The organism is Afipia sp. GW821-FHT14H12 (assembly GCF_058803465.1).
Window position 1 is genome coordinate 465,667 of the sequence record NZ_JBXAOZ010000002.1, and the last position, 26,219, is coordinate 491,885.

19 protein-coding genes and 1 pseudogene are annotated in these 26,219 nt (G+C 62.4%); 7 read left to right on the plus strand and 13 right to left on the minus strand.

Translation table 11 applies throughout. The features are described 5' to 3' along the window. The first annotated feature begins 41 nt into the window (after positions 1–41). The 4 genes from AC1RNA_RS13750 to AC1RNA_RS13765 all read left to right on the plus strand — a co-directional run bounded on the left by AC1RNA_RS13750 (position 42) and on the right by AC1RNA_RS13765 (position 5,168). Positions 42–2,174 carry an acetate--CoA ligase family protein gene (locus AC1RNA_RS13750; protein ID WP_009339103.1) on the plus strand — a complete coding sequence of 711 codons (2,133 nt, stop codon included), beginning with the start codon at positions 42–44 and terminating at the stop codon, positions 2,172–2,174. A gap of 12 nt (positions 2,175–2,186) precedes the next feature. Beyond that, complete coding sequence (sucC, locus tag AC1RNA_RS13755; protein WP_492951462.1) at positions 2,187–3,383, plus strand: ADP-forming succinate--CoA ligase subunit beta; 1,197 nt, start codon at positions 2,187–2,189, stop codon at positions 3,381–3,383. A 4-nt stretch (positions 3,384–3,387) separates the two neighbouring features. Then, entirely contained in the window at positions 3,388–4,296 is a 909-nt protein-coding gene (sucD, locus tag AC1RNA_RS13760; protein ID WP_009339098.1) for a succinate--CoA ligase subunit alpha, read from the plus strand. Positions 4,297–4,412: 116 nt separating this feature from the next. Next, on the plus strand, positions 4,413–5,168 hold the full coding sequence (locus AC1RNA_RS13765; protein WP_198007808.1) for a GntR family transcriptional regulator: 756 nt from the start codon (positions 4,413–4,415) through the stop codon (positions 5,166–5,168). A gap of 92 nt (positions 5,169–5,260) precedes the next feature. Here the strand turns inward: AC1RNA_RS13765 and AC1RNA_RS13770 are convergent, their stop codons facing one another. The 6 genes from AC1RNA_RS13770 to gcl form a co-directional block, all read right to left on the minus strand. Continuing rightward, the gene (locus AC1RNA_RS13770; RefSeq protein WP_009339094.1) at positions 5,261–6,034 is read right to left on the minus strand and encodes a fumarylacetoacetate hydrolase family protein; all 774 of its coding nucleotides are present in this window, start codon (positions 6,032–6,034) and stop codon (positions 5,261–5,263) included. Positions 6,035–6,074: 40 nt separating this feature from the next. Next, positions 6,075–7,484 carry a pyruvate kinase gene (gene pyk, locus AC1RNA_RS13775; protein ID WP_009339092.1) on the minus strand — a complete coding sequence of 470 codons (1,410 nt, stop codon included), beginning with the start codon at positions 7,482–7,484 and terminating at the stop codon, positions 6,075–6,077. A gap of 170 nt (positions 7,485–7,654) precedes the next feature. After that, entirely contained in the window at positions 7,655–8,674 is a 1,020-nt protein-coding gene (locus AC1RNA_RS13780; protein WP_009339090.1) for a 2-dehydropantoate 2-reductase, read from the minus strand. Positions 8,675–8,739: 65 nt separating this feature from the next. After that, positions 8,740–9,630 carry a 2-hydroxy-3-oxopropionate reductase gene (glxR, locus tag AC1RNA_RS13785; RefSeq protein WP_009339088.1) on the minus strand — a complete coding sequence of 297 codons (891 nt, stop codon included), beginning with the start codon at positions 9,628–9,630 and terminating at the stop codon, positions 8,740–8,742. Between the two features lie 41 nt (positions 9,631–9,671). Beyond that, positions 9,672–10,442 (minus strand): hydroxypyruvate isomerase, encoded by a 771-nt coding sequence (hyi, locus tag AC1RNA_RS13790; RefSeq protein WP_492951463.1) that lies wholly within the window; start codon positions 10,440–10,442, stop codon positions 9,672–9,674. Between the two features lie 53 nt (positions 10,443–10,495). Beyond that, on the minus strand, positions 10,496–12,289 hold the full coding sequence (gene gcl / locus AC1RNA_RS13795) for a glyoxylate carboligase (protein ID WP_492951464.1): 1,794 nt from the start codon (positions 12,287–12,289) through the stop codon (positions 10,496–10,498). 214 nt (positions 12,290–12,503) lie between these two features. Between gcl and bhcR the strand changes: the two genes are divergently transcribed. Then, positions 12,504–13,328 carry an HTH-type transcriptional regulator BhcR gene (gene bhcR / locus AC1RNA_RS13800; protein ID WP_009339081.1) on the plus strand — a complete coding sequence of 275 codons (825 nt, stop codon included), beginning with the start codon at positions 12,504–12,506 and terminating at the stop codon, positions 13,326–13,328. 52 nt (positions 13,329–13,380) lie between these two features. After that, positions 13,381–13,734 (plus strand): GFA family protein, encoded by a 354-nt coding sequence (locus tag AC1RNA_RS13805; RefSeq protein ID WP_492951465.1) that lies wholly within the window; start codon positions 13,381–13,383, stop codon positions 13,732–13,734. 9 nt (positions 13,735–13,743) lie between these two features. Here AC1RNA_RS13805 and sucD (AC1RNA_RS13810) read toward each other — a convergent pair whose 3' ends face one another. Next, a complete protein-coding gene (gene sucD, locus AC1RNA_RS13810) occupies positions 13,744–14,625 on the minus strand; it encodes a succinate--CoA ligase subunit alpha (protein ID WP_009339078.1) in 882 nt (293 codons plus the stop codon). Between the two features lies 1 nt (position 14,626). Then, positions 14,627–15,799 carry an ADP-forming succinate--CoA ligase subunit beta gene (gene sucC / locus AC1RNA_RS13815; protein ID WP_009339075.1) on the minus strand — a complete coding sequence of 391 codons (1,173 nt, stop codon included), beginning with the start codon at positions 15,797–15,799 and terminating at the stop codon, positions 14,627–14,629. A gap of 1,085 nt (positions 15,800–16,884) precedes the next feature. Between sucC (AC1RNA_RS13815) and AC1RNA_RS13820 the strand changes: the two are divergent. Further along, a pseudogene (locus AC1RNA_RS13820) lies at positions 16,885–18,573 on the plus strand (PAS domain-containing sensor histidine kinase); the annotation flags it as partial. Between the two features lie 28 nt (positions 18,574–18,601). On the opposite strand, the gene AC1RNA_RS13825 reads toward AC1RNA_RS13820, so the two are convergent. From AC1RNA_RS13825 to AC1RNA_RS13845, 5 genes are all read right to left on the minus strand, one after another. Further along, positions 18,602–21,568 (minus strand): bifunctional [glutamine synthetase] adenylyltransferase/[glutamine synthetase]-adenylyl-L-tyrosine phosphorylase, encoded by a 2,967-nt coding sequence (locus AC1RNA_RS13825; protein WP_492951466.1) that lies wholly within the window; start codon positions 21,566–21,568, stop codon positions 18,602–18,604. Next, positions 21,565–22,974: a sensor histidine kinase gene (locus AC1RNA_RS13830; RefSeq protein ID WP_492951467.1), complete on the minus strand. Its 1,410-nt coding sequence runs from the start codon at positions 22,972–22,974 to the stop codon at positions 21,565–21,567. The genes AC1RNA_RS13825 and AC1RNA_RS13830 overlap by 4 nt, the downstream gene beginning before the upstream one ends. After that, positions 22,958–23,677: a response regulator transcription factor gene (locus AC1RNA_RS13835; RefSeq protein ID WP_492951468.1), complete on the minus strand. Its 720-nt coding sequence runs from the start codon at positions 23,675–23,677 to the stop codon at positions 22,958–22,960. Before AC1RNA_RS13835 ends, AC1RNA_RS13830 begins: the two co-directional genes overlap by 17 nt. A gap of 137 nt (positions 23,678–23,814) precedes the next feature. Beyond that, entirely contained in the window at positions 23,815–25,392 is a 1,578-nt protein-coding gene (locus AC1RNA_RS13840; RefSeq protein ID WP_492951469.1) for a Do family serine endopeptidase, read from the minus strand. Between the two features lie 162 nt (positions 25,393–25,554). After that, entirely contained in the window at positions 25,555–26,190 is a 636-nt protein-coding gene (locus AC1RNA_RS13845) for a pyridoxamine 5'-phosphate oxidase family protein (RefSeq protein WP_492951470.1), read from the minus strand. Positions 26,191–26,219: the final 29 nt, after the last annotated feature.

A 26,219-nucleotide genomic window follows, 5' to 3' on the forward strand; every position in this document is an offset into this window, starting at 1 on the left:
GCAGACGCGACGATCAACGTTGAAAACATCGGAGTTCACTTATGGCAATCGACAAAGCATCCGTCCGCAAGGTTCTTGACAAGGTCAAGGCCGACGGTCGCAACAGCTTGACTGCGCCGGAAGGCAAACTGGTTTGTGACGCCTATGGAATCGCCGTCCCCGGCGAAGGTCTGGCGAAGTCCGCTGACGAAGCGACCAAGCTCGCAGGCGGCATGGGTTATCCGGTGGTGATGAAGATCGTCTCCCCCGACATTCTGCACAAGACCGAAGCCGGCGGTGTCGTGGTCGGCGTCAAGGACGACGCGGCTGCGAAGGCTGCTTACGACCAGATTCTGGCGAACGCCAAGAAGTACAAGGCCGACGCGAAGATCGAGGGCATCCAGGTTCAGCAGATGCTGACCGGCGGCACCGAAGTCATCATCGGTTCGATCACCGACGATTCGTTCGGCAAGCTCGTGGCCTTCGGCCTCGGCGGCGTTCTCGTCGAAGTGCTCAAGGACATCACCTTCCGCATGGCGCCCGCGACCAAGGAAGACGCGCTGTCGATGCTCGACGGCATTCAGGCCAAGGAAATGCTGCACGGCGTTCGCGGCGGCGATGCGGTGAACCGTGACGCGCTGGCCAACATCATCGTCGGCGTCTCGCAGCTCGTGACCGACTTCCCCGAAATCGTCGAGCTCGACCTCAACCCGGTGTTCGCCACCAAGAAAGACGCGATTGCCGCCGACGTGCGCATCGTCGTCGACTTCAACTACAAGCCGAAGCCGGCTCCGCGTCCGGATTCGGAAATCGTCACGGCGATGAACCGCATCATGATGCCGAAGTCGGTTGCGGTCATCGGCGCTTCCGCCGAAGACGGCAAAATCGGCAACTCCGTGATGAAGAACCTCATCAACGGCGGCTACAAGGGCAACATCTATCCGGTGCACCCGAAGGCCGCCGACATCCTCGGCCACAAGGCCTACAAGAGCGTCAAGGACATTCCCGGCGAAGTTGACGTCGCGGTGTTCGCGATCCCGGCGAAGTTCGTTGCCGGCGCTCTGAAGGAGTGCGGCGAGAAGAAGATCCCCGGCGCCGTTCTCATTCCGTCGGGCTTCGCCGAAGCCAACGAGCCTGAGCTTCAGGAAGAGATCGTCAAGATCGGCAAGCAGTACGACATCCGCCTGATGGGGCCGAACATTTACGGCTTCTATTACACCCCGGCCAATCTCTGCGCGACGTTCTGCACCGCGTTCGACGTCAAGGGTTCGGCGGCGCTGTCGTCGCAGTCCGGCGGCATCGGCATGGCGATCATCGGCTTCTCGCGTTCGGCCAAGATGGGTGTCTCCGCGATCGTCGGTCTCGGCAACAAGTCGGACATCGACGAGGACGATCTGCTCGCCTTCTTCGAGCAGGACAAGAACACCAACGTCATCGCGATGCATTGCGAAGACTTGAAGGACGGCCGCGCCTTCGCGAATGCCGCCCGGCGGGTGTCCAAGAAGAAGCCGGTTATCGTGCTGAAGGGTGGCCGCACCTCCGCGGGCGCCAAGGCCGCGGCGTCGCACACCGGCGCCCTCGCCGGCAACGACAAGATCTACGAGGATGTCTTCAAGCAGGCTGGCGTGATCCGCGCCCGCTCGCTGCGCCAGCTCCTCGAGTTCGCACGCGGCGTTCCGTTGCTGCCGACCCCGAAGGGCGAAAACGTCCTGATCATCACGGGTGCCGGTGGTTCGGGCGTGCTGCTGTCGGACGCGGTGGTCGATAACGGCCTCTCGCTGATGACCATGCCTGCCGATCTCGACGCGGCGTTCCGCAAGTTCATCCCGCCGTTCGGTGCGTCCGGTAACCCGGTCGACATCACCGGTGGCGAGCCGCCGATCACCTACGTCAACACCGTGAAGCTCGGCCTCACCGACGATCGCATCCACTCGCTGATCCTCGGCTACTGGCACACGATCGTGACGCCGCCGATGGTGTTCGCGAAGAACATGGTGCAGATCAAGAACGAGATGAAGGCCCAAGGCTTCGAGAAGCCGATGGTCGCATCTCTGGCAGGCGACGTCGAAGTCGAGGAAGCCTCCGAATACCTCTACCAGAATGGCATCCCTGCCTACGCGTACTCGACGGAGCTTCCGGTGGAAGTGCTCGGTGCGAAGTACAAGTGGGCGCGCGGCGCCGGTCTCATCAAGTAAGGGTTCTGACGAATGAATATCCACGAGTATCAAGCGAAAGCCGTGCTGAAGGAATTCGGGGTTCCCGTTTCCAAGGGCATTCCGATCCTGAAGGCTTCCGACGCCGAAGCTGCCGCCAAGGAACTTGGCGGCCCGGTGTGGGTGGTCAAGAGCCAGATCCACGCTGGCGGCCGCGGCAAGGGCAAGTTCAAGGAAGCCTCTGCCGGTGACAAAGGCGGCGTCCGGCTCGCAAAGTCGGTCGACGAGGTGAAGACCTTCGTCCAGCAGATGCTGGGCGCCACCCTGGTGACGGTGCAGACCGGCCCCGTGGGCAAGCAGGTCAACCGCCTCTATCTCGAGGAAGGCGCGGACATCGACAAGGAGTTCTACCTGTCGGCCCTCGTTGACCGCGAGACCTCCCGTATCGCCTTCGTGGTTTCCACCGAAGGCGGCATGGACATCGAAAAGGTCGCCCACGACACCCCCGAGAAGATCGTGACCTTCTCGGTCGATCCGGCGACCGGCATCATGCCTCACCACGGCCGCAAGGTCGCGCAGGCGCTGAAGCTGAAGGGCGACCAGGCCAAGCAGGCCGAGGGCCTCGTCAGCAAGCTCTACGCGGCGTTCGTCGCCAAGGACATGTCGATGCTGGAGATCAATCCGTTGATCCTCTCCAAGCAGGGCGAACTGCGCTGCCTCGACGCCAAGGTGTCGTTCGACTCCAACGCCATCTACCGTCATCCTGACGTGCTGGCGCTGCGTGACGAGACCGAGGAAGACGCCAAGGAAATCGAAGCGTCCAAGTACGACCTCGCCTACATCGCGCTTGATGGCACCATCGGCTGCATGGTGAACGGCGCGGGTCTTGCGATGGCGACCCTCGACATCATCAAGCTGTACGGCGAAAGCCCGGCCAACTTCCTGGACGTCGGTGGCGGCGCTTCCGAGGAGAAGGTGACCGCTGCGTTCAAGATCATCACTGCCGATCCGAACGTGAAGGGCATCCTCGTCAACATCTTCGGCGGCATCATGAAGTGCGACGTCATCGCTGCCGGCGTTGTTGCCGCGGTGAAGGCCGTCGGTCTGAAGGTGCCGCTGGTTGTCCGCCTCGAAGGTACCAACGTCGAGGAAGGCAAGAAGATCATCCGTGAAAGCGGCCTCAACGTTCTGCCAGCCGACGATCTGGACGACGCCGCGCAGAAGATCGTCAAGGCTGTGAAGGGAAAGTAAGCCAATGTCAGTTATGATCGACAAAAACACGAAGGTCATTTGCCAGGGCTTCACCGGCAAGAACGGCACCTTCCACTCCGAAGCGGCAATCGCTTACGGCACCAAGATGGTCGGCGGCACCTCGCCGGGCAAAGGCGGCTCGACCCATCTCGGCCTGCCGGTGTTCGACAGCGTCGCCGAGGCCCGCGCCAAGACCGGCGCGGACGCCTCCGTCGTCTACGTTCCGCCGCCAGGTGCTGCGGACGCGATCTGCGAGGCCATCGACGCGGAGATCCCGCTGATCGTCTGCATCACCGAGGGCATTCCGGTGCTCGACATGGTGCGGGTGAAGCGCGCCCTCTCCGGCTCGAAGTCGCGCCTCCTGGGCCCCAACTGCCCCGGCGTCGTGACCGCAGGCGAGTGCAAGATCGGCATCATGCCGACCAACATCTTCAAGCCGGGCAATGTCGGCATCGTGTCCCGTTCGGGCACGCTGACCTACGAAGCCGTGTTCCAGACCACCCAGGTCGGCTTTGGCCAGACCACGGCGGTCGGCATCGGCGGCGACCCGGTCAAGGGCACCGAGTTTATCGACGTGCTGGAGATGTTCCTCGCCGACGACAAGACGGAATCGATCATCATGATCGGTGAAATCGGCGGTTCCGCCGAGGAAGACGCGGCCCAGTTCCTCAAGGACGAGGCCAAGCGCGGCCGTAAGAAGCCGATGGTTGGCTTCATTGCCGGCCGTACGGCCCCTCCCGGGCGCCGTATGGGCCATGCCGGCGCCATCGTGGCGGGCGGCAAGGGCGACGCGGAATCGAAGATCGCGGCCATGGAAGCCGCCGGGATCGCGGTCTCGGCCTCCCCGGCCCGGCTCGGAAGCACGCTGGTGGAACTCCTGAAAGGGAATAAGCCAGCAAAGCGAACCGCTTAAAAAAGACTGACCAAGGCCCCTTCTGGGGCCTTGGTTTTATGGGTCAAGACCCTCTAGAATAGGAATCGGACCCTAAAACTCACTGAAGCGCCAGTTACTGGCATACGGCAGGACATATGCCAGATAATACCGGGATGGAACGTGTGAAACCAATTGCCCAGCGGGCACCCCTGTCAAAGCCGGCTCCCGAGCTGGTTGTGGGCAGGTTCGCACCTGAGCAGACTTTCAAAACTCGCGCCTACGAGGCTCTGAAGCAGGCTATCCTTGATATGGATATCTATGCGTCCTCCGAGCCCGCATGGATCGACGAACGGCAACTCTCCGAGCAGCTCGGCGTCAGCCGTACTCCGGTACGGGAAGCCATCGTGATGCTCGAGCACGAGGGTCTCGTCAAATCGGTGCCGCGCAAGGGTGTGATGGTCCTGAAGAAGACCAAGCGCGAAGTCATCGACATGATCCAAGCCTGGGCCGCGCTGGAAAGCATGGCCGCCCGCCTCGCCACCCTGCACGCAAGCGATGAAGCCATTGCCGGCCTGCGTCGCCTGTTCCGTGGGTTCGACGACGGCCACAAGCCTTCCGATCACCTCAGCGAATATTCTTCGGCCAACATCCTGTTTCACCAGACCATCGTGAAACTGTCCGGCTCGCAGGTGCTGGTCGACATGACCGAGCAGATCCTGCTGCATGTGCGCGGCTTGCGCCAGATCACCATCGGCCGCGACGATCGCGCCTCGCGTTCGATCGTGGATCATTTGGGCATCATCGATGCGATCGAAAAGCGCGACACCGAGCGCGCCGTGATCCTGTCGCGCGACCATACGCTCGGCCTCGCCGACTACGTGGCCGCCCACAGCGACGGCATCTTCGAATAAGCCGCCTCTTCTTTCTGAATCAAAAAAAGCCGCCTGCAATCGCAGGCGGCTTTTTTAATGTGGCTGCATCCCGCTTGGGCGAAAACCGGCCGTCAGTTCGCAAACACGTTGTGGAGCGTACCAATGCCTTCGATCGTCACGTCCATGGTGTTGGTCGGCTCCTTCATCGTACCGACACCAATCGAGGTGCCGCAGCAGATCAGGTCGCCGGGGTTTAGCGTCATGTCGTGCGACAGCAGGCTGACGAGCTTGTGCGGCGGGAAGATCATGTCGGAGAGCTTGTAGTTCTGCCGCTCCGCGCCGTTGAGGACAAGGCGAACCGATTCCTTGGTGGGATCGATGCCGGTCGCGATCACCGGGCCGAACGGGCCGAACCCGTCGAAGCTCTTGGCGCGCACCCACTGGGCGAAGCTTTCATCCTTCGAGATGATTTCCGCGGCCGTGATATCATTGACGCAGGTGTAGCCGAAGATCGCCTTCGCGGCTTCGTCTTCCGAGGCATTGGTGCAGGTCTTGCCGATGACGATACCGAGCTCGCCCTCGTAGACGACCTTGCCGGAATAGGACTTCGGCCGCTTGATGGTGGTGTTCGGCGATGAGATGCTGGAATTCGCCTTCATCAGATAAAGCGGCTCCGGCGGAATCGACTGCTTCAGCTTGGCGGCGAGTTCGCGGAAGTTATTCCACAGCGCGATCACCTTTGTCGGCTCGGACGGCGGCAACACTTCGACGCTCGCGAGCTTGAGCGTCTGTCCGGTGGCCTTGGGCGAGGCGAACATGTCGCCGCTGTGCTCGGCGATGGTGTCCCCGCTCAGCGTGCCGAAGCCCACCTTGCCGTTCGCGCGATATCGAATCCACTGTGTCATCGTTTCCTCTACTCTTACGCTTTATGGCGATCGCGACCGGTCAGACGGTCACGACGCGCAGATTGTTAGTCGAGCCAGACTTGCCGAACGGCACGCCCGCGACCACGACGATGCAGTCGCCGTCCTTCGCAAGCCCGCTGTCCTTGGCATGGTGGACCGCATGGCTCACCATTTCGTCATACGATGAAATATCGTCCGAACGCATGCTCGTCGAGCCCCACAGCCAGGAAAGCTGGCGGGCGGTGGATTCGTTCGGCGTCACGCTTAGGATCGGCGTCGGAGAGCGCTGGCGCGCGATCCGATAGGCGGTGGCGCCGCTCGAGGTGAAGGCCACGATGCAGGCCGCACCGATGGAATCGGCGACTTCCGCGGCCGCCGCCGCGATCGCGTGCTGCGGCAGCGGCTCAACCTGCGGATGCAAAGCCTCGACGATATTGCGATAGGCCTTGTGCTGCTCGGTGCGGCGGATGATGCGATCCATCGTCTGGACCGCCTGAACCGGAAACTGCCCCGAAGCGGATTCGGCCGACAGCATCACCGCATCGGAGCCATCATAGATCGCAGTCGCGACGTCGGAGGATTCCGCGCGCGTCGGCGTCGGCGTATAGATCATCGACTCCAGCATCTGGGTCGCGATGATGACCGGCTTGCCCGCCAGGCGGCACAACCGCACCAGATCCTTCTGAGCGCCCGGCACGTCTTCCGGCGGGATTTCCACGCCGAGATCGCCGCGTGCCACCATGATGGAATCCGACAGCGCCACGATATCCTCGATCACCGACATCGCCGCCGGCTTTTCGATCTTCGACATCACACCGGCACGTCCGCCGACCAGCGTGTGCGCCTCGATCAGGTCGGAGGCACGCTGCACGAACGAGAACGCGACCCAGTCCACCCCGAGTTCAAGACCGAAGGCGAGATCGACACGATCCTTTTCGGTGATCGGCGACAACGCCAAAATCGTATCCGGCAGGTTGACGCCCTTGCGATCGCTGACGATGCCGCCGGAAATCACCTTGGCCTCGATATACCCCTCGCCCACCCCGGTCGCCGACAGGCGCACCTTGCCGTCATCGATCAGAAGCTGGTTGCCCGGCACGATGGCGTCGAACACTTCCTTGTGCGGCAGCGGCAATTCATTGCCCTTCGCCGTCGCGCTGCAGACGAAGCGCACCGTGCTGCCATTGGTCAGCTCGCGCTTGCCGCCTTCCAGCGGCCCAAGGCGGATTTTCGGACCCTGCAAATCCTGCAAGATCGCGATCGGCGTACCGACATCGCGCTCGACCGCGCGGATCGCTTCATAGCGCGCGCGATGATCGTCATGGCTGCCGTGGCTGAAATTGAGCCGGAACATATCGACGCCGGCATCATAGAGTTTGCGGATCATCTCAGGCGAGGAACTCGCCGGGCCTAGCGTCGCAACAATCTTCGCGCGCCGATTACGGCTCATCATCAAATCCTTCCGTCAGCAGCCAGGATAATCTTGGGGACGATCATGGTTTCAGATAATCCGATTCAGGCTGCAAATAAATATATCCTGCACGACACGTGCGCGAAAACGGACGATCGCAGGGAGAGGCGCCGTATGCCGGATGGGTGTCCGGCATACGGAATATCAAATCAGGCCGTGACCGCTTCGGGGGTGCGGACTTCTTCCGGGAAAGTCGGATAGACGCCGTTGGAGCGGCCCATCTGTTGCACCAGCGCCAGCACCGTATCGATATACGGCGTCTTCACATTGGCCAGATGCCCCATCTCCTGCACCGACGTGAGGAGCGCATCGATCTCCAGCGGCCGCTTCTTGTCGAGGTCCTGCAGCATCGAGGTGCGGTGCGCGCCGACACCGGCGGCGCCGTTGATGCGGCGCTCAACGTCGACACGAAAATGGGCGCCGAAGTGCTGACCGATCTGCTGGGCTTCGAGCATCATGTTCTTGGCGACAGCGCGCGTGCCGGGATCGGTCGCGACGATGTCGAGCGTGGCATGGGTCAGCGCGGACAGCGGATTGAAGCACAGGTTGCCCCACAGCTTGATCCAGATATCGTCGCGGATGTCGTCATACAGGCGCGGCTTCAGCCCGCCCGCGGTGAGCGCATCGGCGAATTCGGTCAGGCGCGCGCTAGGCTGGCGGTTCGGCTCGCCGAGGCCGAACTGGTCGCCATAGATGTGCTTGATGACGCCCGGCTCGGTGATTTCGGTGGCCGGATAGACGGTCGCACCAATCACGCGCTGCGGACCGATCGCATTCCACTGGCGGTTACCGGGATCGACGCTCTTGAGCCGCAGATCGGCGAACTTCTCGTCGAGGCCGTAGAAATACCACCACGGCACCCCGTTCTGCGCGGTGACGACCACCGTATTCGGGCCGAGCAACGGCTTGAGCTGATCGACAGACTCCCAGGCCTGATGCGCCTTCAGCGCGATGATGATGTAATCCTGAGGGCCCAATTCCTTGGGATCGTTGGTCGCCGGCATGGCTGCCGACAACTCCTTGTCCTTGAACACGACCTTCAGGCCATTGGCCTTGATGGCGGCAAGGTGGGGTCCGCGCGCGACGAGCGAAACATCGACGCCGCCACGTTTCATCATCACGGCCATGTAGCCGCCGATCGCGCCAGCACCGAAAATACAAACTTTCATGGACCCCTCCTAAATTATTGTTCTGCGGACATCCGGGGCCGGAGCCCCGGATGTCCGATATCGAATTACTTCTTGCCGGCGACCGCGTGGTTGGCCATCAGCTCGAGCGCCTTCACCATGCCGGAGTGATCCCACGCCTTGCCGCCATTGGCCGCACAGGTGTTGAACAGCTCTTGCGCCATCGCGGTGTTCGGCAATGCCACGCCGAGCGCCTTGGCGCCCTGCAGCGCGAGGTTGAGATCCTTCTGGTGCAGCTCGATGCGGAAGCCCGGATCGAACGTGCGCTTGATCATGCGCTCGCCGTGCACTTCGAGGATGCGCGACGAAGCAAAACCACCCATCAGCGCCTGACGCACCTTGGCCGGATCGGCGCCCGCCTTCGATGCGAAGATCAGCGCTTCCGCAACCGCCTCGATGTTCAGCGCGACGATGATCTGGTTTGCGACCTTGGTGGTCTGGCCGTCGCCGTTGCCGCCGACGTGAGTGATGTTCTTGCCCATCAGCTCGAAGTACGGCTTCACGGTCGCGAAGTCTTCGTCATGACCGCCGACCATGATGGTGAGCGAGGCAGCCTTGGCGCCGACTTCGCCACCGGAGACCGGCGCATCGAGATAACGCGCACCAAGCTTCTCGACCTTGGCGGCGAACTTCTTGGTTTCGATCGGCGAGATCGAGCTCATGTCGACAACGATCTTGCCCTTGGCAAGATGCTCGGCGACGCCGTTCTCTCCGAACAGCACGGATTCAACGTGCGGCGTATCCGGCACCATGATGATGATGATGTCGGCGTTCTTCGCCACCTCGGCGGCGCTCTTGGCAACCTTGCCCTTCTTGGCGAGATCGGCCGGCACACCTTCGATGGTGTAGAGGTGAACCTCGTGACCGGCGGCGATCAGATGACCGGCCATCGGTGCACCCATCGTGCCCAATCCGATGAAGCCCAGTTTCTTAGACATCGAAAAACTCCCTAATCTCTATGAGGATGGCGGCAGGCTTTTTACTTCGGCAACCAGCCAAGCCCTGCGACCGTGTTGGTCTTAGGCTTGTACTCGGCTCCGATCCAGCCCTTGTAACCGATCTTGTCGATGAACTCGTACAGGAAGGGATAGTTGATCTCGCCCGTGCCCGGCTCGTTGCGGTTCGGATTGTCCGCAAGCTGGATGTGCGCGATCTTGGCCAGGTTGGCCTCGATCGTGCGGGCCAGATCGCCCTCCATGATCTGCATGTGATAAATATCGTACTGGTCGTACAGGTTGTCCGAACCGACCTCGGCGATGAGGTCGATCGCCTGCTTGGTATGGGTCAGGAAGAAGCCCGGAATGTCGCGGGTGTTGATCGGCTCGATCAACAGCTTGATACCTTCGTTCTTCAGCGCGGAAGCCGCGAACTTCAGGTTCGACACCAGCGTATCGTGATGCTTCTTGGCGTCAGCGCCCTGCGGCATCACGCCGACCAGGCAGTTGAGCTGGCCGCACTTCAGCGCCTTGGCGTAAGCGATCGCCTTGGTCACACCGGCCTTGAACTCGTCAACGCGGTCCGGGAAGATCGCGATGCCACGCTCGCCCTTGCCCCAATCGCCCGCGGGCAGATTGTGAAGAACTTGCGTCAGACCGTGCGTCGAGAGCTGCTTGGCCAGCTCCTCGGCCGGGAAATCGTAGGGAAACAGGTATTCAACGCCCTTGAAGCCAGCCTTCGCCGCAGCGGCGAAGCGCTCCATGAACGGGACTTCGTTGAACAACATTGTGAGATTGGCTGCAAAGCGCGGCAAAGCGCCCTCCTTCATTTCCAGTTTGTAACAGGTTGCGGGATCGCCACTGCAGCCTAGACGGGCTGCAGCTTGCGAGGATTACCCTTACCTGCCGGCACTTCGTCAAGCGGAAGGTCGAGGACCTCCTCGAACTCGACGACGTTGTCGATCTCGGTGCCCATGGAGATGTTGGTCACGCGCTCGAGAATGAACTCGACCACAACCGGCACGCTGAACTCCTTCATCCACTTGCGGGCCTGCGCAAACGCAGCCTGCGCATCCTTCGGATCGGTCACGCGGATTGCCTTGCAGCCGAGGCCTTCCGCGACCTTGATGTGGTCGACGCCGTATTCGCCGATCTCGGGTGTGTTGACGTTGTCGAACGAGAGCTGCACCTGATAATCCATATCGAAGCCGCGCTGCGACTGGCGGATCAGGCCCAGATAGGAGTTATTCACGAGGACGTGGATGTAGGGCAGCTTGAACTGCGCACCCACCGCCAGCTCCTCGATCAGGAACTGGAAGTCGTAGTCGCCCGACAGCGCCACGATCTCACGATCCGGATCGGCCGCACGCACGCCGAGAGCGGCGGGCAGCGTCCAGCCGAGCGGACCGGCCTGACCGGCGTTGATCCAGTGGTTCGGCTTGTAGACGCCGAGGAACTGGCCGCCCGCGATCTGCGACAGGCCGATGACGCTGACGTAGCAGGTATCGCGTCCGAAGGCCTTGCTCATCTCCTCATAGACGCGCTGCGGCTTGATCGGCACGTTGTCGTAATGGCTCTTGCGCAGCATGGTGCGCTTGCGATCCTGGCAGGCGGCGGGCCAAGCCTGGCGCTCCTTGAGCTTGCCGGCCTTCTTCCATTCTTTCGCGACCGCGACGAACAATTCCAGCGCCGCCTTGGCGTCGGAAACGATGCCGAAATCGGGATTGAACACGCGCCCGATCTGGGTCGGCTCGATGTCGACGTGAACGAACTTGCGGCCCTTGGTGTAGGTCTCGACCGAGCCGGTGTGGCGGTTGGCCCAGCGATTGCCGATGCCGAGCACGAAATCGGACTCCAGCATGGTCTTGTTGCCATAGCGGTGGCTGGTCTGCAGGCCGACCATGCCAGCCATCAGCACGTGATCGTCCGGAATCGAACCCCACCCCATCAGGGTCGGGATCACCGGCACGTTCAGCGTCTCGGCGAACTGCACCAGAAGGTCGGAGGCGCCGGCGCTGATGATGCCGCCACCGGCGACGATTAGCGGCTTCTCGGCGGCGTTGAGCATCTCAAGCGCCTTCTCGATCTGCTTGCGGGTCGCCGACGGCTTGTAGACCGGCAGCGGCTCGTAGGTCTCTATGTCGAATTCGATCTCGGCCACCTGCACGTCGAACGGCAAGTCGATCAGCACCGGACCCGGACGGCCCGAACGCATGATGTGGAAGGCCTGCTGGAACACGCGCGGCACCAAAGCCGGTTCGCGCACCGTCACCGCCCATTTGGTGACGGGCTTGGCGATCGACTCGATGTCGACGGCCTGGAAGTCTTCCTTGTAGAGGCGCGCGCGCGGCGCCTGTCCGGTGACGCAAAGAATCGGAATCGAATCCGCGCTGGCCGAATAAAGGCCGGTAATCATGTCAGTGCCGGCGGGACCGGAGGTGCCGAGGCAGACGCCGATGTTGCCGGGCTTGGTGCGGGTATAGCCCTCGGCCATGTGAGAGGCGCCTTCGACGTGACGAGCGAGCACGTGCTTGATCCCGCCGCTCTTTTTCATCGCCGAGTACAGCGGGTTGATAGCCGCTCCCGGAACGCCAAACGCCTGAACGATGCCTTCCTTCTCCAGAACGGCAACAGCGGCGTCTACTGCTCTCATACGGGCCATAACGGCATCTCCCTGAATATTTCTTCTATCTGGTATACAGAATGCCAAAAGGCTTCCGTCGTCAACTCATTTCAGAATATTTTTCCAGTTTTGTCTATGTATATTTTTTCCTATAATATCAATTAGTTGAATTTATAAATCGACTAATCGGATTTCATTATAAAAAATGTTTCCGTAATATACGAAGCAAGAGATAGCTTGGAGTTGAGATCGGATGAGCACGGTAGACCACCGCAAGCGAGGACGGCCGCGTAACTTCAATCCCGCAAAAGCTGGATCGATCCAGGCGCTGGACCGTGGACTTGCATTGCTGCGGCTGATCTCGGAGGCCGACGGGCTGACGCTGACCGATCTCGCACAACGGTCGGGCCTTGCTCCCTCCACCGTGCACCGCCTCCTGTTCACGCTCGAGGCGCATCGCTTCGCGATGCACGACGAGGAGCGCGGGCTATGGCTGATCGGCGTCGATGCCTTCAAGACCGGCATGACTTTCCTGCGCAACCGCCGCCTCGCCGGGATGGGCCGCGAGGTGATGCGCCAGTTGATGGAGCAGACCGGCGAGACCATCAATCTCGGCATCGAGGATAATGGCGAGGTGGTTTTCATCTCGCAGATCGAAAGCCACAACACGCTGCGCGCTTTCTTCCGCGCCGGCTCGCGCAGCCTGATGCACGCCTCCGGCGTCGGCAAGGCGCTGCTCGCAGGCTTTCCCGAAGCGCGCGTGAAGCAGATCCTTTATTCAAAGGGCCTGCAACGGTTTACGGAGAAAACCCGCGTCGATCCGGCGGAGTTGTTTACGGAACTGGCGGAGAGCCGCGAACGCGGTTGGGCGATCGACGACGAGGAGCGCACGCCCGGCATGCGGTGCATCGCAGCTCCCATCTATAACGAGTTGGGAGAAACCATCGCAGCAGTGTCGATCTCAGGCCCGACGGTGCGGCTGACATCGCAACGGCTCGGCGAATTCGGCCCGCTGGTGATGCGCGCAGCCGAGCAGATAACGTCCTCGATCGGCGGAGCGGCACCGCACCGCGCTTGAGCGGGTGGCATTCGCGCGCTAACCAGCCTCCGGTTCACGCGGGAGGACAATCATGCCCAAGACCTACAGCGGCGGCTGCCAGTGCGGCAACGTGCGATATGAAGTGGAGCTCGATCTTGCCGGCGTGATGGCCTGCAATTGCTCGCGCTGCGGACGGCTCGGATCGCTGCTGGCCTTTGCGCCCGCCGAGTCCTTCACTCTCCTGAAGGGCGAGGATGCGACCACGGAATACACCTTCAACAAGCACGCCATCCATCATTTGTTCTGCACGACATGCGGCATCCAGTCGTTCGCGCGCGGAACGGCACCGGATGGCCGGAAGGTGGCGGCGATCAACGTGCGTTGTCTCGATGGCGTCGATATCGACGCCCTGCCCGTCCAGCAGGTCGACGGCCGCAGCTACTGAGCGCTGCGCTCAGTTCACCTGTCGCAGCGCTTGACGGATCGTCGCGCCGACGAGATGCGAACTCGGCGCAACCTGCACCCCTGCCCGCTCCAGCGCCGCGATCTTGCTGTTGGCATCGCCGCGCCCATACATCGTCAGTGTGCCGGAATGCCCCATACGACGCTCGGGCGGCGCGTACTGCCCGGCGATCAGCGCGACCACCGGCTTCGCCACCTTGCGGCCTTGCAGATATTCGGCGACTTCTTGCTCCTCGGTACCACCGATCTCGCCGATCAGCACGATGCCCTTGGTTTCAGGATCTTCCAGAAACAGCTCGACGCATTGAAGCATGCTCATGCCGTGGATCGGATCGCCGCCGACGCCCACCGTCGTTGATTGCCCGAGGCCTTCGCTTGAAATCTGCGCCACCACTTCGCTTGTCAGCGAGGCCGAGCGCGAGACGATGCCGACATTGCCGGGCCGTTCGCTGCCAGTCGCCATCACGCCGATCATGCAGATCTCCGGCGCGAGAATGCCCTGCGAATTGGGCCCGATCAGCCGGGTCTTCGAGCCGTTGAGCGCCTGACGCACGCGCACCATGTCGAGCGCGGGGACGCGCTCGGTGACCGCCACGATCAGCGGTATCTCAGCCTCGATGGCCTCGATCATCGCGGCTGCTGCATTGGCCGGCGGCACGAAGATCATGCTGGCATTGGCCTCTGTCTCGGCCTTGGCCTTGGCGACGGTGTCGTATACCGGCAAGTTGAGATGCGAACGGCCGCCCTTGCCCGGCGTCACGCCCGCGACCACCGTGGTACCATACTCCATCATGCGCGCGGTATGATGCGTACCCGCCCAGCCGGTCATGCCCTGGCACAGAACCTTGGTATCCTTGTCGACGAGGATGGCCACCTCATCCTCCCTTCTGTGCAATGGCGACCACCTTGGTCGCAGCGGTCCACATGTCCGGGCAATCGATGACCGGACAACCGAAATTGACGAAGCGCGAGCGCGCGAATTCCGCGTTGTTGCCTGCAAGCCGCGCCACCACCGGCAACGAGCGGCCGGTGCGGCGCATGGCGATGCCAAGCCCTTCCGCGATGGTGTCACAGGGCTGCATGCCGCCGCCATGGACATTGAGGAAGATCGCGCGCGTCGCGGGGTTGTCGAGCAGCAGACCGAAGCCATAGGCCACGTCGAGGCTCGTCGCGGTAGTGCGGATGTCCATGAAGTTCGCAGGCTTGCCCTTCGCCGCATAAACCAGATCGACACTCGCAAGGCCCAGGCCTGCGCCGTTGGCGACGATGCCGATATTGCCGTCCATGCTGACGAAATTGAGCTGATGGCGCTGCGCCTCGACCTCGCGCTGGTCGATGTCGTCCTCGTCGCGCAAGGCGGTGAGGTCGGGATGCCGGAACAGCGCGTTGTCTTCCAGCACCATCTTGACGTCGAGCGCCTGGAAGCTGCCATCGCGCAGCATCGCCAGCGGATTGATCTCGATCAGGCTGGCGTCGAGCTCGACAAAGGCGCGGCGCAGACCATCGACGATGGCCTCGAATGCCGGAACGGATGCGCCGTCGATACGTATCTTGCTCGCGAAGGCAGCCACTTCATCGGCGAGGCGCTTGGAGCCGTCGCCAAGGCCAAGGCGTTCGAGCCGCAACTCTCCGCGCGCAGCCCGCTCCTCGATGTCGCCGCCGCCATGGGCGCTACCGAACAATGTGAGATGACCGGAGGAGCCGTCGATCAGCAGCGCGACATGCAGTTCGCGCACCGGCTCGACAGCCTTCTCGATATAGATACGCCGGACCACGCGCCCGGCCGGGCCGGTCTGGGCGGTCACAAGCTTCTTGCCGAGGAGCGAAGCCGCGACCGACTTCGCCTCTTTCTCCGAATGGACGATTTTGACGCCGCCAGCCTGAGCGCGGCCACCGGCGTGGACCTGAGCCTTCACGGCGACGGCACCGCCGCCGAGCTCATTATAAATCGCGACGGCCTGATCCGGGGTGATGGCGACCTTGCCGCCCGGAGAAGGCAGGCCATAGCCCGCCAGGATTTGTTTTGCCTGAAACTCGTGCAGATTCACGCGTGCATCTCCAGCCGGTGGCTTCGGCCGATGCTGCGTAGGTTCGCCCCTCGATTCAAGAATAAAGGGCCTTCAGGCCAACTTCGCACCGAACGACTTTTCGACCACCGGAATATCAAACTCGCAGCATGTCCGCAACGCGCGAGGCTGCAAGGGCTGGCCTGCGGTAAGGGCGGGCCGGACGCATGCAAAACAGGCAAACCGCAGCACCGCCACAGCCGAAATCGCGCGATGGCCCCTCACTCGCCTCGCCGCAAAATTGTCGCCGGCGATCGCGCGCGACACGCCCAATGAATCGCATTATCGGCAGCGCATGACACCGATCGTTCTCGGTTCGGACTCAAAAACCGGCGTTCGCGACACCAAAAGAAGCGTTGGATAAAATTATTTTCGATTAAGGATTCGTTGACTCTCGACAGCGTGGGAAAACTGGATTCAAATCAACTTGCGATTCGAGAGCAAGTTGCGCGTCAGCTTTCGGAGGGGGAAAACGGCAAATCCGGGGGCTGTTAATGGCGCGCGTTCACGCGACGAGTTCGTGTGTCCAATCCGATTCGATCAAGGGATTGGCACAGTCGATAGCTCAACCAGCTTATAACCGCCTTCTCATCGCCGAACCGCTTCTTCGCCGCGCCGTTCCCATCCTCATCATTGCCTTCCTCGTAACGATCCTGATCGGCGCCTTCGTGCAGGTGCTCGACCAAAACCGCCAGAAGCATGCCGCAACGACGCGCGAGATCGCTTCTCTCGCCGATTTGATGAAGGAACGCATCGATCATCTGGCGGCACGGCGGCCCGATCGCGCGCTGTCGGCGACCAAACTCCAATCCACCCTGCCCGCCCTGGTGCCGCCATGGGCCAGCGCCTCCGGCCGGCACATCCTTATTACCGGTCTCGACCGGCAAGAGGGCGTGCAGCTTGCGCTCGATGGCAGCAACGACGCAGCCTTCGATGCTGTCACGCCCGCGCAAGTTCAGGCACTCAACGACACTGGCGAGGCCGTGATCGAATTGCCATTGCCCGACGGACGCATGGCGCTGGCCGCCCAGCGTACGCTGGACGCAGCATCCGGCAGCGTCATCGTCATGCAGGCGCAGAACGCAGCCTCGTGGCGTTCCGACACGGCGCTGCAGATCACGCTGTCGGCCACCACCGGTTTCGTGGTGCTGATCCTGGGCTTCGCCTTCCACTGGCAGTCGACCCGCGCGCGCGAAAGCGACCTCATCAACGACGCCGTTCGCGGCCGCATCGACACCGCGCTCAATCGCGGCCGCTGCGGATTGTGGGACTGGGACCTTTCACGGGGGCGGATCTTCTGGTCGCAATCGATGTTCACCATGCTGGGGCTGGAGAGCCGCAACGACCTCCTCGCGTTCGGCGAGGTCAACGCGCTGGTGCACTCCGAAGACATCGACCTGATGGCGATTGCCGACCAATTGCTGTCGGGGCAAATCAGCCATATCGACCAGACCTTCCGGATGCGTCACGCCGACGGCCACTGGATCTGGCTGTGTGTGCGTTGCGAACTGACCGAAGCCGGCAGCAACGGCGGCTGCCATCTGATCGGCATCGCGCTCGACATCACCGAACAGAAAAGCCTCGCGGCGCGCTCGGTCGAAGCGGATCTGCGCCTGCGGGACGCCATCGAGACGATCCCGGAAGCATTCGTCCTGTGGGATTCGGAAAACCGGCTAGTGCTCTGCAACTCGCACTTCCAGCGTCTGCACAAGCTGCCGGATTCGGCTGTCACCGCAGGCACGCCTTATGAGACGGTGATCGAAGTCGGACACATGCCGGAAATTCGCGCCCGTGTTGCCGACACCGAAATTTCCGCACCGGGCTCGCGGACCTTCGAAGCGCAGCTTAATGACGGAAGCTGGCTGAACATCAGCGAACGCCGCACCAAGGACGGCGGCTTTGTGTCGGTCGGGACCGACATTACCCAGATCAAGCGTCACGAACAGCGACTGGTTGACAACGATCTGCGGCTGACGGCCTATGTCGTCGATCTCAAGCGTTCGCAAGCGGCGCTCGAACAACAGGCCAGGGAGTTGGCCGACCTCGCGCAGAAATATGCCGAGGAGAAACGCCGCGCCGAGGAAGCCAACCAGACCAAGTCGAAATTCCTCGCCAATATGAGTCACGAGCTGCGCACGCCGCTCAACGCCATCATCGGCTTCTCCGAAGTCATGGGTCGCGGCATGTTCGGCCCGCTCGGCTCCGGGCGCTATCAGGAATACTGCCAGGACATCCTGACGAGCGGCAATTACCTGCTGGACGTCATCAACGATGTCCTCGATATGTCGAAGATCGAAGCCGGGCGTATGAAGCTCGACCCCGAGAAGCTCGACCTCGCCGAAACCGTTTCCGAATCCACGCGCGTCGCCTCAAGCTGGGCGGATGGCAAGCGGCTGACGCTCGACAGCCGGATTGACGGCGCCATTCCGATCGTAGCCGACCGCCGGGCTATGAAGCAGATTCTCGTCAATCTTCTGTCAAACGCGGTGAAGTTCACTCCCGATGGCGGCCGCATCGTGGTGCGCAGCCGCATCATCGGGGACAGGGTGATGGTGACGATTGCCGACACCGGCATCGGTATCCCGAAGGAAGCCCTCGCCCGCCTCGGCTGCCCCTTCGAACAGGTCGAAAGCCAGTTGACCAAGAGCTATCACGGCTCCGGTCTAGGCCTCGCCATCGCCAAGTCCCTGGTTCAGTTGCATAGCGGTTCGATGAAATTACGCTCGCAGCTTCATATCGGCACCGTGGTCAGGATCAACCTGCCGTGCGCCGTAACCGAAACGATCAAGGCCGCGCCTGCATCAGCTTCAGGAAAATCTCGCGCACCTCGGCTTGCGTCTCCCGAAGGCGAGCCTCGACAGCGGAAAAGTCGGGCGCGTCGGCAGCCCGAGTCATCACGCGCAAAAGATCTTCCCCAGCCGTATCTGGTTTGAATTTCTCTGACACACACAACCGCAGCACCTGCGTCAGATTCTGATAGAGCCGCGCGGCAGGCCGCAGGATTTCAGCGTCCGACCAGGCCAGCACGCCGAGCTTCACCGCGTTGTCGTAGACCTGCATGGTATTGACGTTGAGAATGCCGGGCTTTTCGGCGGCATGAATGAGCTGCAGGTACTGCGCCAGGAATTCGATATCGACGATGCCGCCCGCGGCATATTTCAGGTCCCAGATATCGTTCTCGCCCTTTTCGTCGGCCACCGCCTTGCGCATTTCCAGCACGTCGTTAGCGATGATGTCGATGTCGCGCGGGCGCATCAGCACGCGCGCGATCAATTCCTCGATCTGTTTCTGGAAATCCGGCGGCCCCGAGATCACGCGGGCGCGGGTCAGCGCCATGTGCTCCCAGGTCCATGCCTCGTTGTCCTGATAATCGGCGAAGGCATCGAGCCGCGTCGCGACCGGCCCGGCACGCCCCGAAGGGCGCAGCCGCATATCGATGTCATAGAGCACGCCGTAATTGGTGCGCGTCGTGAACGCGCTGATGAGGCGCTGGGTGTAGCGGGCGAAATACTGCGCGCCGTGGAGCGAGCGTGACCCATCTGAATCCGGATGATCGTGGTCGAAATCGTAGATCAGGATCAAATCGAGGTCCGATGACGCGGTCATCTCCCGGCCACCGAGCTTGCCCATCGCGAGGATCGCTGTCTGCTGGCCCTTGATAAGACCGTGCTGTTCGGCGAACTGGCGCGCGGTGAGATCGTGCACGGTATGCACGATGCCTTCCGCGACATCGCCGAACGCCGTGCTCGCCTGCTGCGCCGACACCGTGCCGGACAGGATACGCGTGCCGGTCAGGAACAGGCTCTCCTGCCCGAACATCCTGAGGCGATCGAGAAACTCCTCGTAGGAATCCGCATCCGCCAGTGTCGCGGTGAGGCGCGCCGACAGTTCGTCGCGATCCGGCATCGCACCGAAGAAGCGCGGATCGATCAATCCGTCCATGATCTGCGGATGACGCGCCAGCATGTCGCCGAGGCGAGGTGCCGCGCCAAGGATCAGCGCCACCAGCGCGACCACGTCCTTGTTCTGCGCGAGCAGCGAGATCAGCCGGCCGCCACGGGTCAGCGCCTGCAGGAAGCGGTCGAATTCGTTGACGGCGGCATCCGGATGCTCGGCACGCGAGAGGCCGCGCAACAGGTTCGGCACGAATTCGCGGAATGCCTCGCGCGTGCTCTCCACCTTCAGCGCTCGATACTCGCCCGCCATCCAGTGCTGCACGGTTTCCGCCACCGTGCGCGGCGTCTTGAAGCCGAGGCGGCGCAACTGATCAAGCAACCGCGCGTCGTCCGGCCCCGCGCCGTAATCGACATCGGGCGCCTTCTCCGGTTCGGTCGGGTCTCCTTCGAACAGACGCTCATAGTGGCCCTGCACGCAATTGAGGTGGCGCAGCAGGTCGGCGGCGAAAGACGCACGGTCGGCATAGCCGAAAAACCGCGCAAAGCGCTCGATGCCCTCCCTATCGGCGGGCAATGTGTGGGTCTGCTCGTCGGCGACCATCTGGATGCGATGCTCGACGCGGCGCAGGAATTCATAGGCGCTCGCCAGTTCCTCGCGCACGCCCTGCGCGATCCAGTTGTTGGCGGCGAGAATGTCGAGTGCCACCAACGTCGGCCTCACCCGCAATTCGGGATGGCGCCCCCCCGCGATCAATTGCTGGGTCTGCGCGAAGAACTCGATCTCGCGAATGCCGCCGCGACCGACCTTGACGTTATGGCCCTCGACCGAAATCTCGCTCTGGCCACGGAAGCTCTGCATCTGCCGCTTCATGTCGTGGACATCGGTCAGTGCGGCGAAGTCGAGATGCTTGCGCCAGACGAACGGAGAAATTTCCGAGAGCAGCGCATCGCCGGACGCAAGATCGCCCGCGCATGGCCGCGCCTTGATCATCGCCGCGCGTTCCCAGGTGCGACCCTCGCGCTCGTAGTAGTGAAGTGCGGCCTCCACCGACACCGCGGCGGGAGTCGAGGCGGGATCGGGACGCAGCCGCAGATCGACGCGGAAGACGTAACCGTCGCCGGTGCGCTGTTGCAGCAGGCGCGCGATGCCCTGCGCCAGACGCGCGAAGAACGGCGAAGCTTCGACGCTCTCCGACAACTGGCCCTTATCAGGGTCGTAGAACACGATCAGGTCGATATCGCTGGAGAAGTTCAGTTCGCCCGCGCCCATCTTGCCCATCGCGAGGACGATCAGGCCGCTGCCCTCCTCCGGGTCCTGGGGATCTTTGGCGAGTAGGCGCCCACGCTCCACTTCCTGCGACAGCAGGAAACGCACCGCGCACTGCACGGACGTGACGGCAACATCGGTCAGTGCCGATGTTACCTGCCCGACCGGCCAGACGCCGCCGATATCGCACAGCGCGATCAACAGCGCCGCCTCGGCCTTCAGCCGCCGCAGGACCTGCATCACCGACGCTTCGTCGGCGGCAGCTGCCGCTTCGTTCCGGGCCTGCGCGATCAGCGCCGTCATATGGTCTTCCGGCCGACAGGTGAACACCCGCAGGCCGCGCGCGGGATCAAGCCGGATCAGGTCGAACAGATAGGGGGAGAATTCAACGATACCGTGAAGAATCGCATTGGCATGGGAATGCCCGTCGATGACAGCCCGCCATACCCCGGCATCCTCTGCCGGCAGGTCCGCGAGCCAGCCCGCGACGCGTTGCTGCGCCTCATCGGGCGCAAAGGGTCTTGGATTTGTTACAAAACGGGCGGCCAGCGGTCGGGAATCCGCGGCGCCTGAACTCGCTGACGTCATACCCCCGCTTGTTCCACGTCTCGCCCCGGCATGGCAAGGGTCGCGCGCACGCCAGGCTTCGCATCATCCAGCCGCAGCCCACCTCCATGCAGCACGGCGACCGCCGAAGCTAGACTTAAGCCCAATCCTGAACCCGGCAGGGTCCGGCTGGCTTCGAGACGAACGAACCGCTCCATCGCCCGCTGGCGGTCCGCCTCGGGAATACCGGCGCCGTGATCGGTGACACTGAGCTTGACGCCTTCGGCGTCGCGGCGCGCCTCGATCAGCACCGACGGCTTCACATCTGGCGAAAGTTCGGCCGGCTTGCCGTATTTGATGGCGTTCTCGACGAGATTGGCGAGCGCCTGGCTGACGAGTTCGCGGTTGCCATGAATGAACGCGGGCTCGGTTTGAACCTCAAGCGCGAGGCCGCTGTCTTCTGCCAGCGGCTCGTACAATTCCTGGATATCGCGGGCGACAGTGGCGGTATCGAAATCGACCATGTTGTCACGCGCCTGCCCCGATTCCGCCCGCGCGATCATCAACAACGCATTGAAGGTGCGGATCAGCCCGTCGGATTCCTCGATGGTGCGCTCCAGCGCGGCGCGGTATTCCGCCTCGTTGCCGGCGTCGGCCAGCGCCTCCTCGGCGCGGTTGCGCAGCCGCGTCAGCGGCGTTTTGAGATCGTGGGCGATGTTGTCGGAGACTTCCTTGAGCCCCGCCATCAGCGCCTCGATCCGCTCCAGCATCGCATTGAGATTTTCCGCAAGACGATCGAGTTCGTCGCCGCTGCGCCCGACTGGTAGCCGCTCGCTCAGGTCGCCGCCCATGATTCGCTGCGTCGTCCCCGTCATCGCATCGATGCGGTGGAGCACCCTGCGCGCAACGAAGATGCCGCCGCAAAGCCCGAGCAGCAGCACGATCGCCACCGACCATTGCGCCGCCTTGGCAACGATGCCGAACAGCCGCTGCCGCTCCTCCAGATCACGCCCAATCAAAAGGCGAAATCCGCCGGACAGTTGTGTGACACGCACCAGAGCAAAATGATTTTTGGAATCGTTTTCGTCGAGGCGGTGATAGACGGTGTTCGCCCAGCCGGTACGGCTCATCACGCCGGGCTGAAGCGAGCCGATATTGCCCGCGACCGCCTGCCCTTGCGGCGTCGTCAGCAGATAGAGATTGGCCCCGGGCCGCATCGCCCGGTTCTCGATCGCAAACACCAACCCACGAATACCCTCGCGGGAATATTGCTGATCGAGTTCGCTCAGTTCGCCGTTGACGGTCTCGGTGATCTGCTCGGTAATCATCCGCCGCGTGTTCCAGGCGAAGTAACCGAGCAGCGAAGCCGCGAACAGCGCGAACAGAAAAAGATACACCAGCGTCAGGCGAAACGCCGTGGTGCGTATCAGTTTACCGAAGGCCGTCACGTATCATGTATCCGGCGCCGCGAATGGTGTGCAGCAGCGGACGCTCCTGCCCCTTGTCGATCTTCGAACGCAGCCGCGAGATATGCACGTCGATGACGTTGGTCTGCGGATCGAAGTGATAGTCCCACACGTTCTCCAGCAGCATGGTGCGCGTCACCACCTGCCCTGCATGCTTCATCAGATATTCGAGCAGGCGGAATTCGCGCGGCTGAAGCGTGATCTCGGTCGCGCCGCGCCTGACCTGATGCGACAGCCGGTCGAGTTCGAGGTCGCCGACGCGATAGCTGGTTTCCTCCGAAGGGCCGCCGCGGCGGCGCGACAGCACCTCGACCCGCGCCAGCAGTTCGGCGAACGAATAAGGCTTCGGCAGGTAATCGTCGCCACCGGCGCGCAGGCCCTTGATGCGGTCATCGACCTGGCCGAGCGCGGACAGAATCAGCGCGGGCGTGGTGTCGCCCTTCTCACGCAGCGTGCCGATCACGGACAGGCCGTCCCGCTTGGGTAACATGCGGTCGACCACCAGCACGTCGTAATCGCCGGACTGGGCCAGGGACAACCCTTCCTCCCCGTCGCCGGCCAATTCCGCAACATGGCCGACCTCGCGAAAGGCTTTCGCAAGATATTCCGCAGATTCGCGATCGTCTTCAATAATAAGCAGGCGCATCTGCGATGGAGTCGGTTCGGGATTATTGGCTATCACCATGGCGCGACGACCGTTTTCTTTCAAGGCATTGGGAACTGAAAAGAAGATGGGCGGCGAAGCTGGGGAAACCTCACCGCCCACCCATTACCCTTCCGACGGAGGGGGGCGTATTCCATCGAAAGGAACTTCACATGTAGTTAGCCCTTGCCGACCGGCAATGCGACGAAACGTGATGAATCGCCGCTCCGAACACGGATCAGGACACTGTTCTTCTTGTCGGCGCGGGCAGTATTCAATTCGTTGCGGATATCGTCCGCCGTGGCGACCGACTTGCCGGCAACCTCGAGAATCACATCGCCCTCCTTCAAGCCGCGTTCGGCGGACGCGCCGTCCGGATTGACGTTGGTGACCACCACTCCTTCCTTGCCAGCGCCCGCGACGGACCTCGCCGGGGCCACGGTGAGGCCGAGGTTGGGCACATCCGAACCGTTGCCGTTCCGGCCGAGACCGTTGTCGTTATCGTTGAAGCCGGTCTTGATCGACTTGGCGTTCGGCAGTTCGCCGAGCGTCAACGTCAGCGTCTTTTCAGAGCCCTTGTGGAGCACGCCGAGCTTGATCGACGCGCCGGGCGCCATGCCACCGATGGTGCGAGCGAGTTCGCGGGCATCCTTCACCGGCTGGTCGTTCACCTTGTTGATGACGTCACCCGATTCAATGCCTGCCTTGGCGGCGGGACCATTGGTCTGCGGCTCCGCCACCAGCGCACCCTCGGCCTTCTTTAGTCCGAGACTGTCGGCGATCTCCGGCGTGACGGGCTGGATTTGCACGCCGATCCAGCCGCGGCTGACGCTGCCCTTATCCTTGAGCTGGGCAACCACGTTCTTCACCGTCGCAGACGGGATCGAGAACGCGATGCCGACGCTGCCGCCGGACGGCGAATAGATCGCGGTGTTGACGCCGATCACTTCGCCTTCAGTGTTGAAGGCCGGCCCGCCCGAATTGCCCTTGTTCACGGGCGCGTCGATCTGGATGAAGTCGTCATACGGGCCGTTGCCGATGTCACGGCCGCGCGCGGACACGATGCCCGCGGTCACGGTGCCGCCGAGGCCGAATGGATTGCCGACCGCCAGCACCCAGTCACCGATGCGCGGCTCGCCATCGGACAGTTTCGCGAACGGGAAGTTGCTGCCGCCCTCGACCTTGATCAGCGCGAGGTCGGTGCGCTTGTCGGTGCCGATCACCTTGGCCTTGTAGGTCTTGCCGTCATCGGTCGTAACTTCGACCTTGTCGGCGCCATCGACAACATGGTTGTTGGTGACGGCATAACCGTCAGCCGAAATGAAGAAGCCCGAGCCCTGCCCGGTCACGAGATTGCCACGACCACGGCGGCCGCCGGGGCCACCCGGGAAGCCATCAGGGCCACCGAAACGGCGGAAGAACCGCTCCATCGGCGAGCCGGGCGGGAACGGCAGGTCGTCATTGTTGTCCGCCGTTTGCTTCTCCTCGATCCGGACGCGCACCGAAATCACCGACGGCTTCACGCGCTCGACAATGTCGGCAAAGCCGACCGGCTGCTGAACCTGCCGCACGTCCTTGTTGACCTGCGCATGCGCGGTGCCGACGAACATGTCCGTCGCATACGGCGTGCTGAGGCCATAAGCGGCGGCGCCGAGACCGGCGACGACGGACGCCATCAAGGCGAATTTGCGCATGGCGAGAAGACCGCGCGGTTTTTTCTGGGGCGGGATTTTCGGGAGGTCGGCGGGGTTGGTCATGGGGGTCACTCCGGTGAATCGAAATTCGTGACGCGGGCTGCGTCTTCGGAGTGAAAGATGGGGGATGCGCCCTTACGGCGCTCTGTCGGGGGAATTAAGTTTTGGTAATTAAGGGGATACCGCCTGCGGGCTGATGCCGCAGGCATCGTGGAAATATCGCCTTCAGTACAACGTCGCCTTGATCCGCCCCGGCAACGCAGCGTCGTAAGCGTGGCCGTCAAACGTCGCGATCTCCTCGTTGCGTGCCGTAATATCGCGCAGGATCGTGCCGGCCGACGGCAGGTCGAGTTTGCCAGTTCGCCGCTCCGGATTCCAAAGTTCAGCGCGCACGACCGCACGGGAGCACTGAAAGAAGACCTTCTCCACATGAATGATCATGACACTCGCAGGCTGCTTGCCAGCGACCTCGAATTGCGCCCGCAGGTCCGGATCGCAAGATAGTTCGGCGCTCCCATTCACACGCAAGGTCTGCCCGTAGCCTGGAATCAGGAAAAGCATTCCAATGCGGTTATCGGACAAAATGTTTCTGAAAGAATCGAGCCGATTGTTACCTCTGCGATCCGGCAACAGCAGAGTTTTGGAATCCCGAACCGTGACAAAACCGGGCGCGTCCCCACGCGGGGAGCAATCCAACCCCTCGGGGCCGACTGTCGCGAGCACGACAAACGGCGAAGCCGAGATCAGGGCTGCATAGTTCTCATCCACATGATCGATCTCCTTGAACAACGAAGCCGGAGAAACCGGGTTCGGATAGGCATCGGCCAGATCTTCGGATGAAGCGATACGGTCGCCAACCATGTGGTCTCCGGGACGAACGAGAAGCGTCT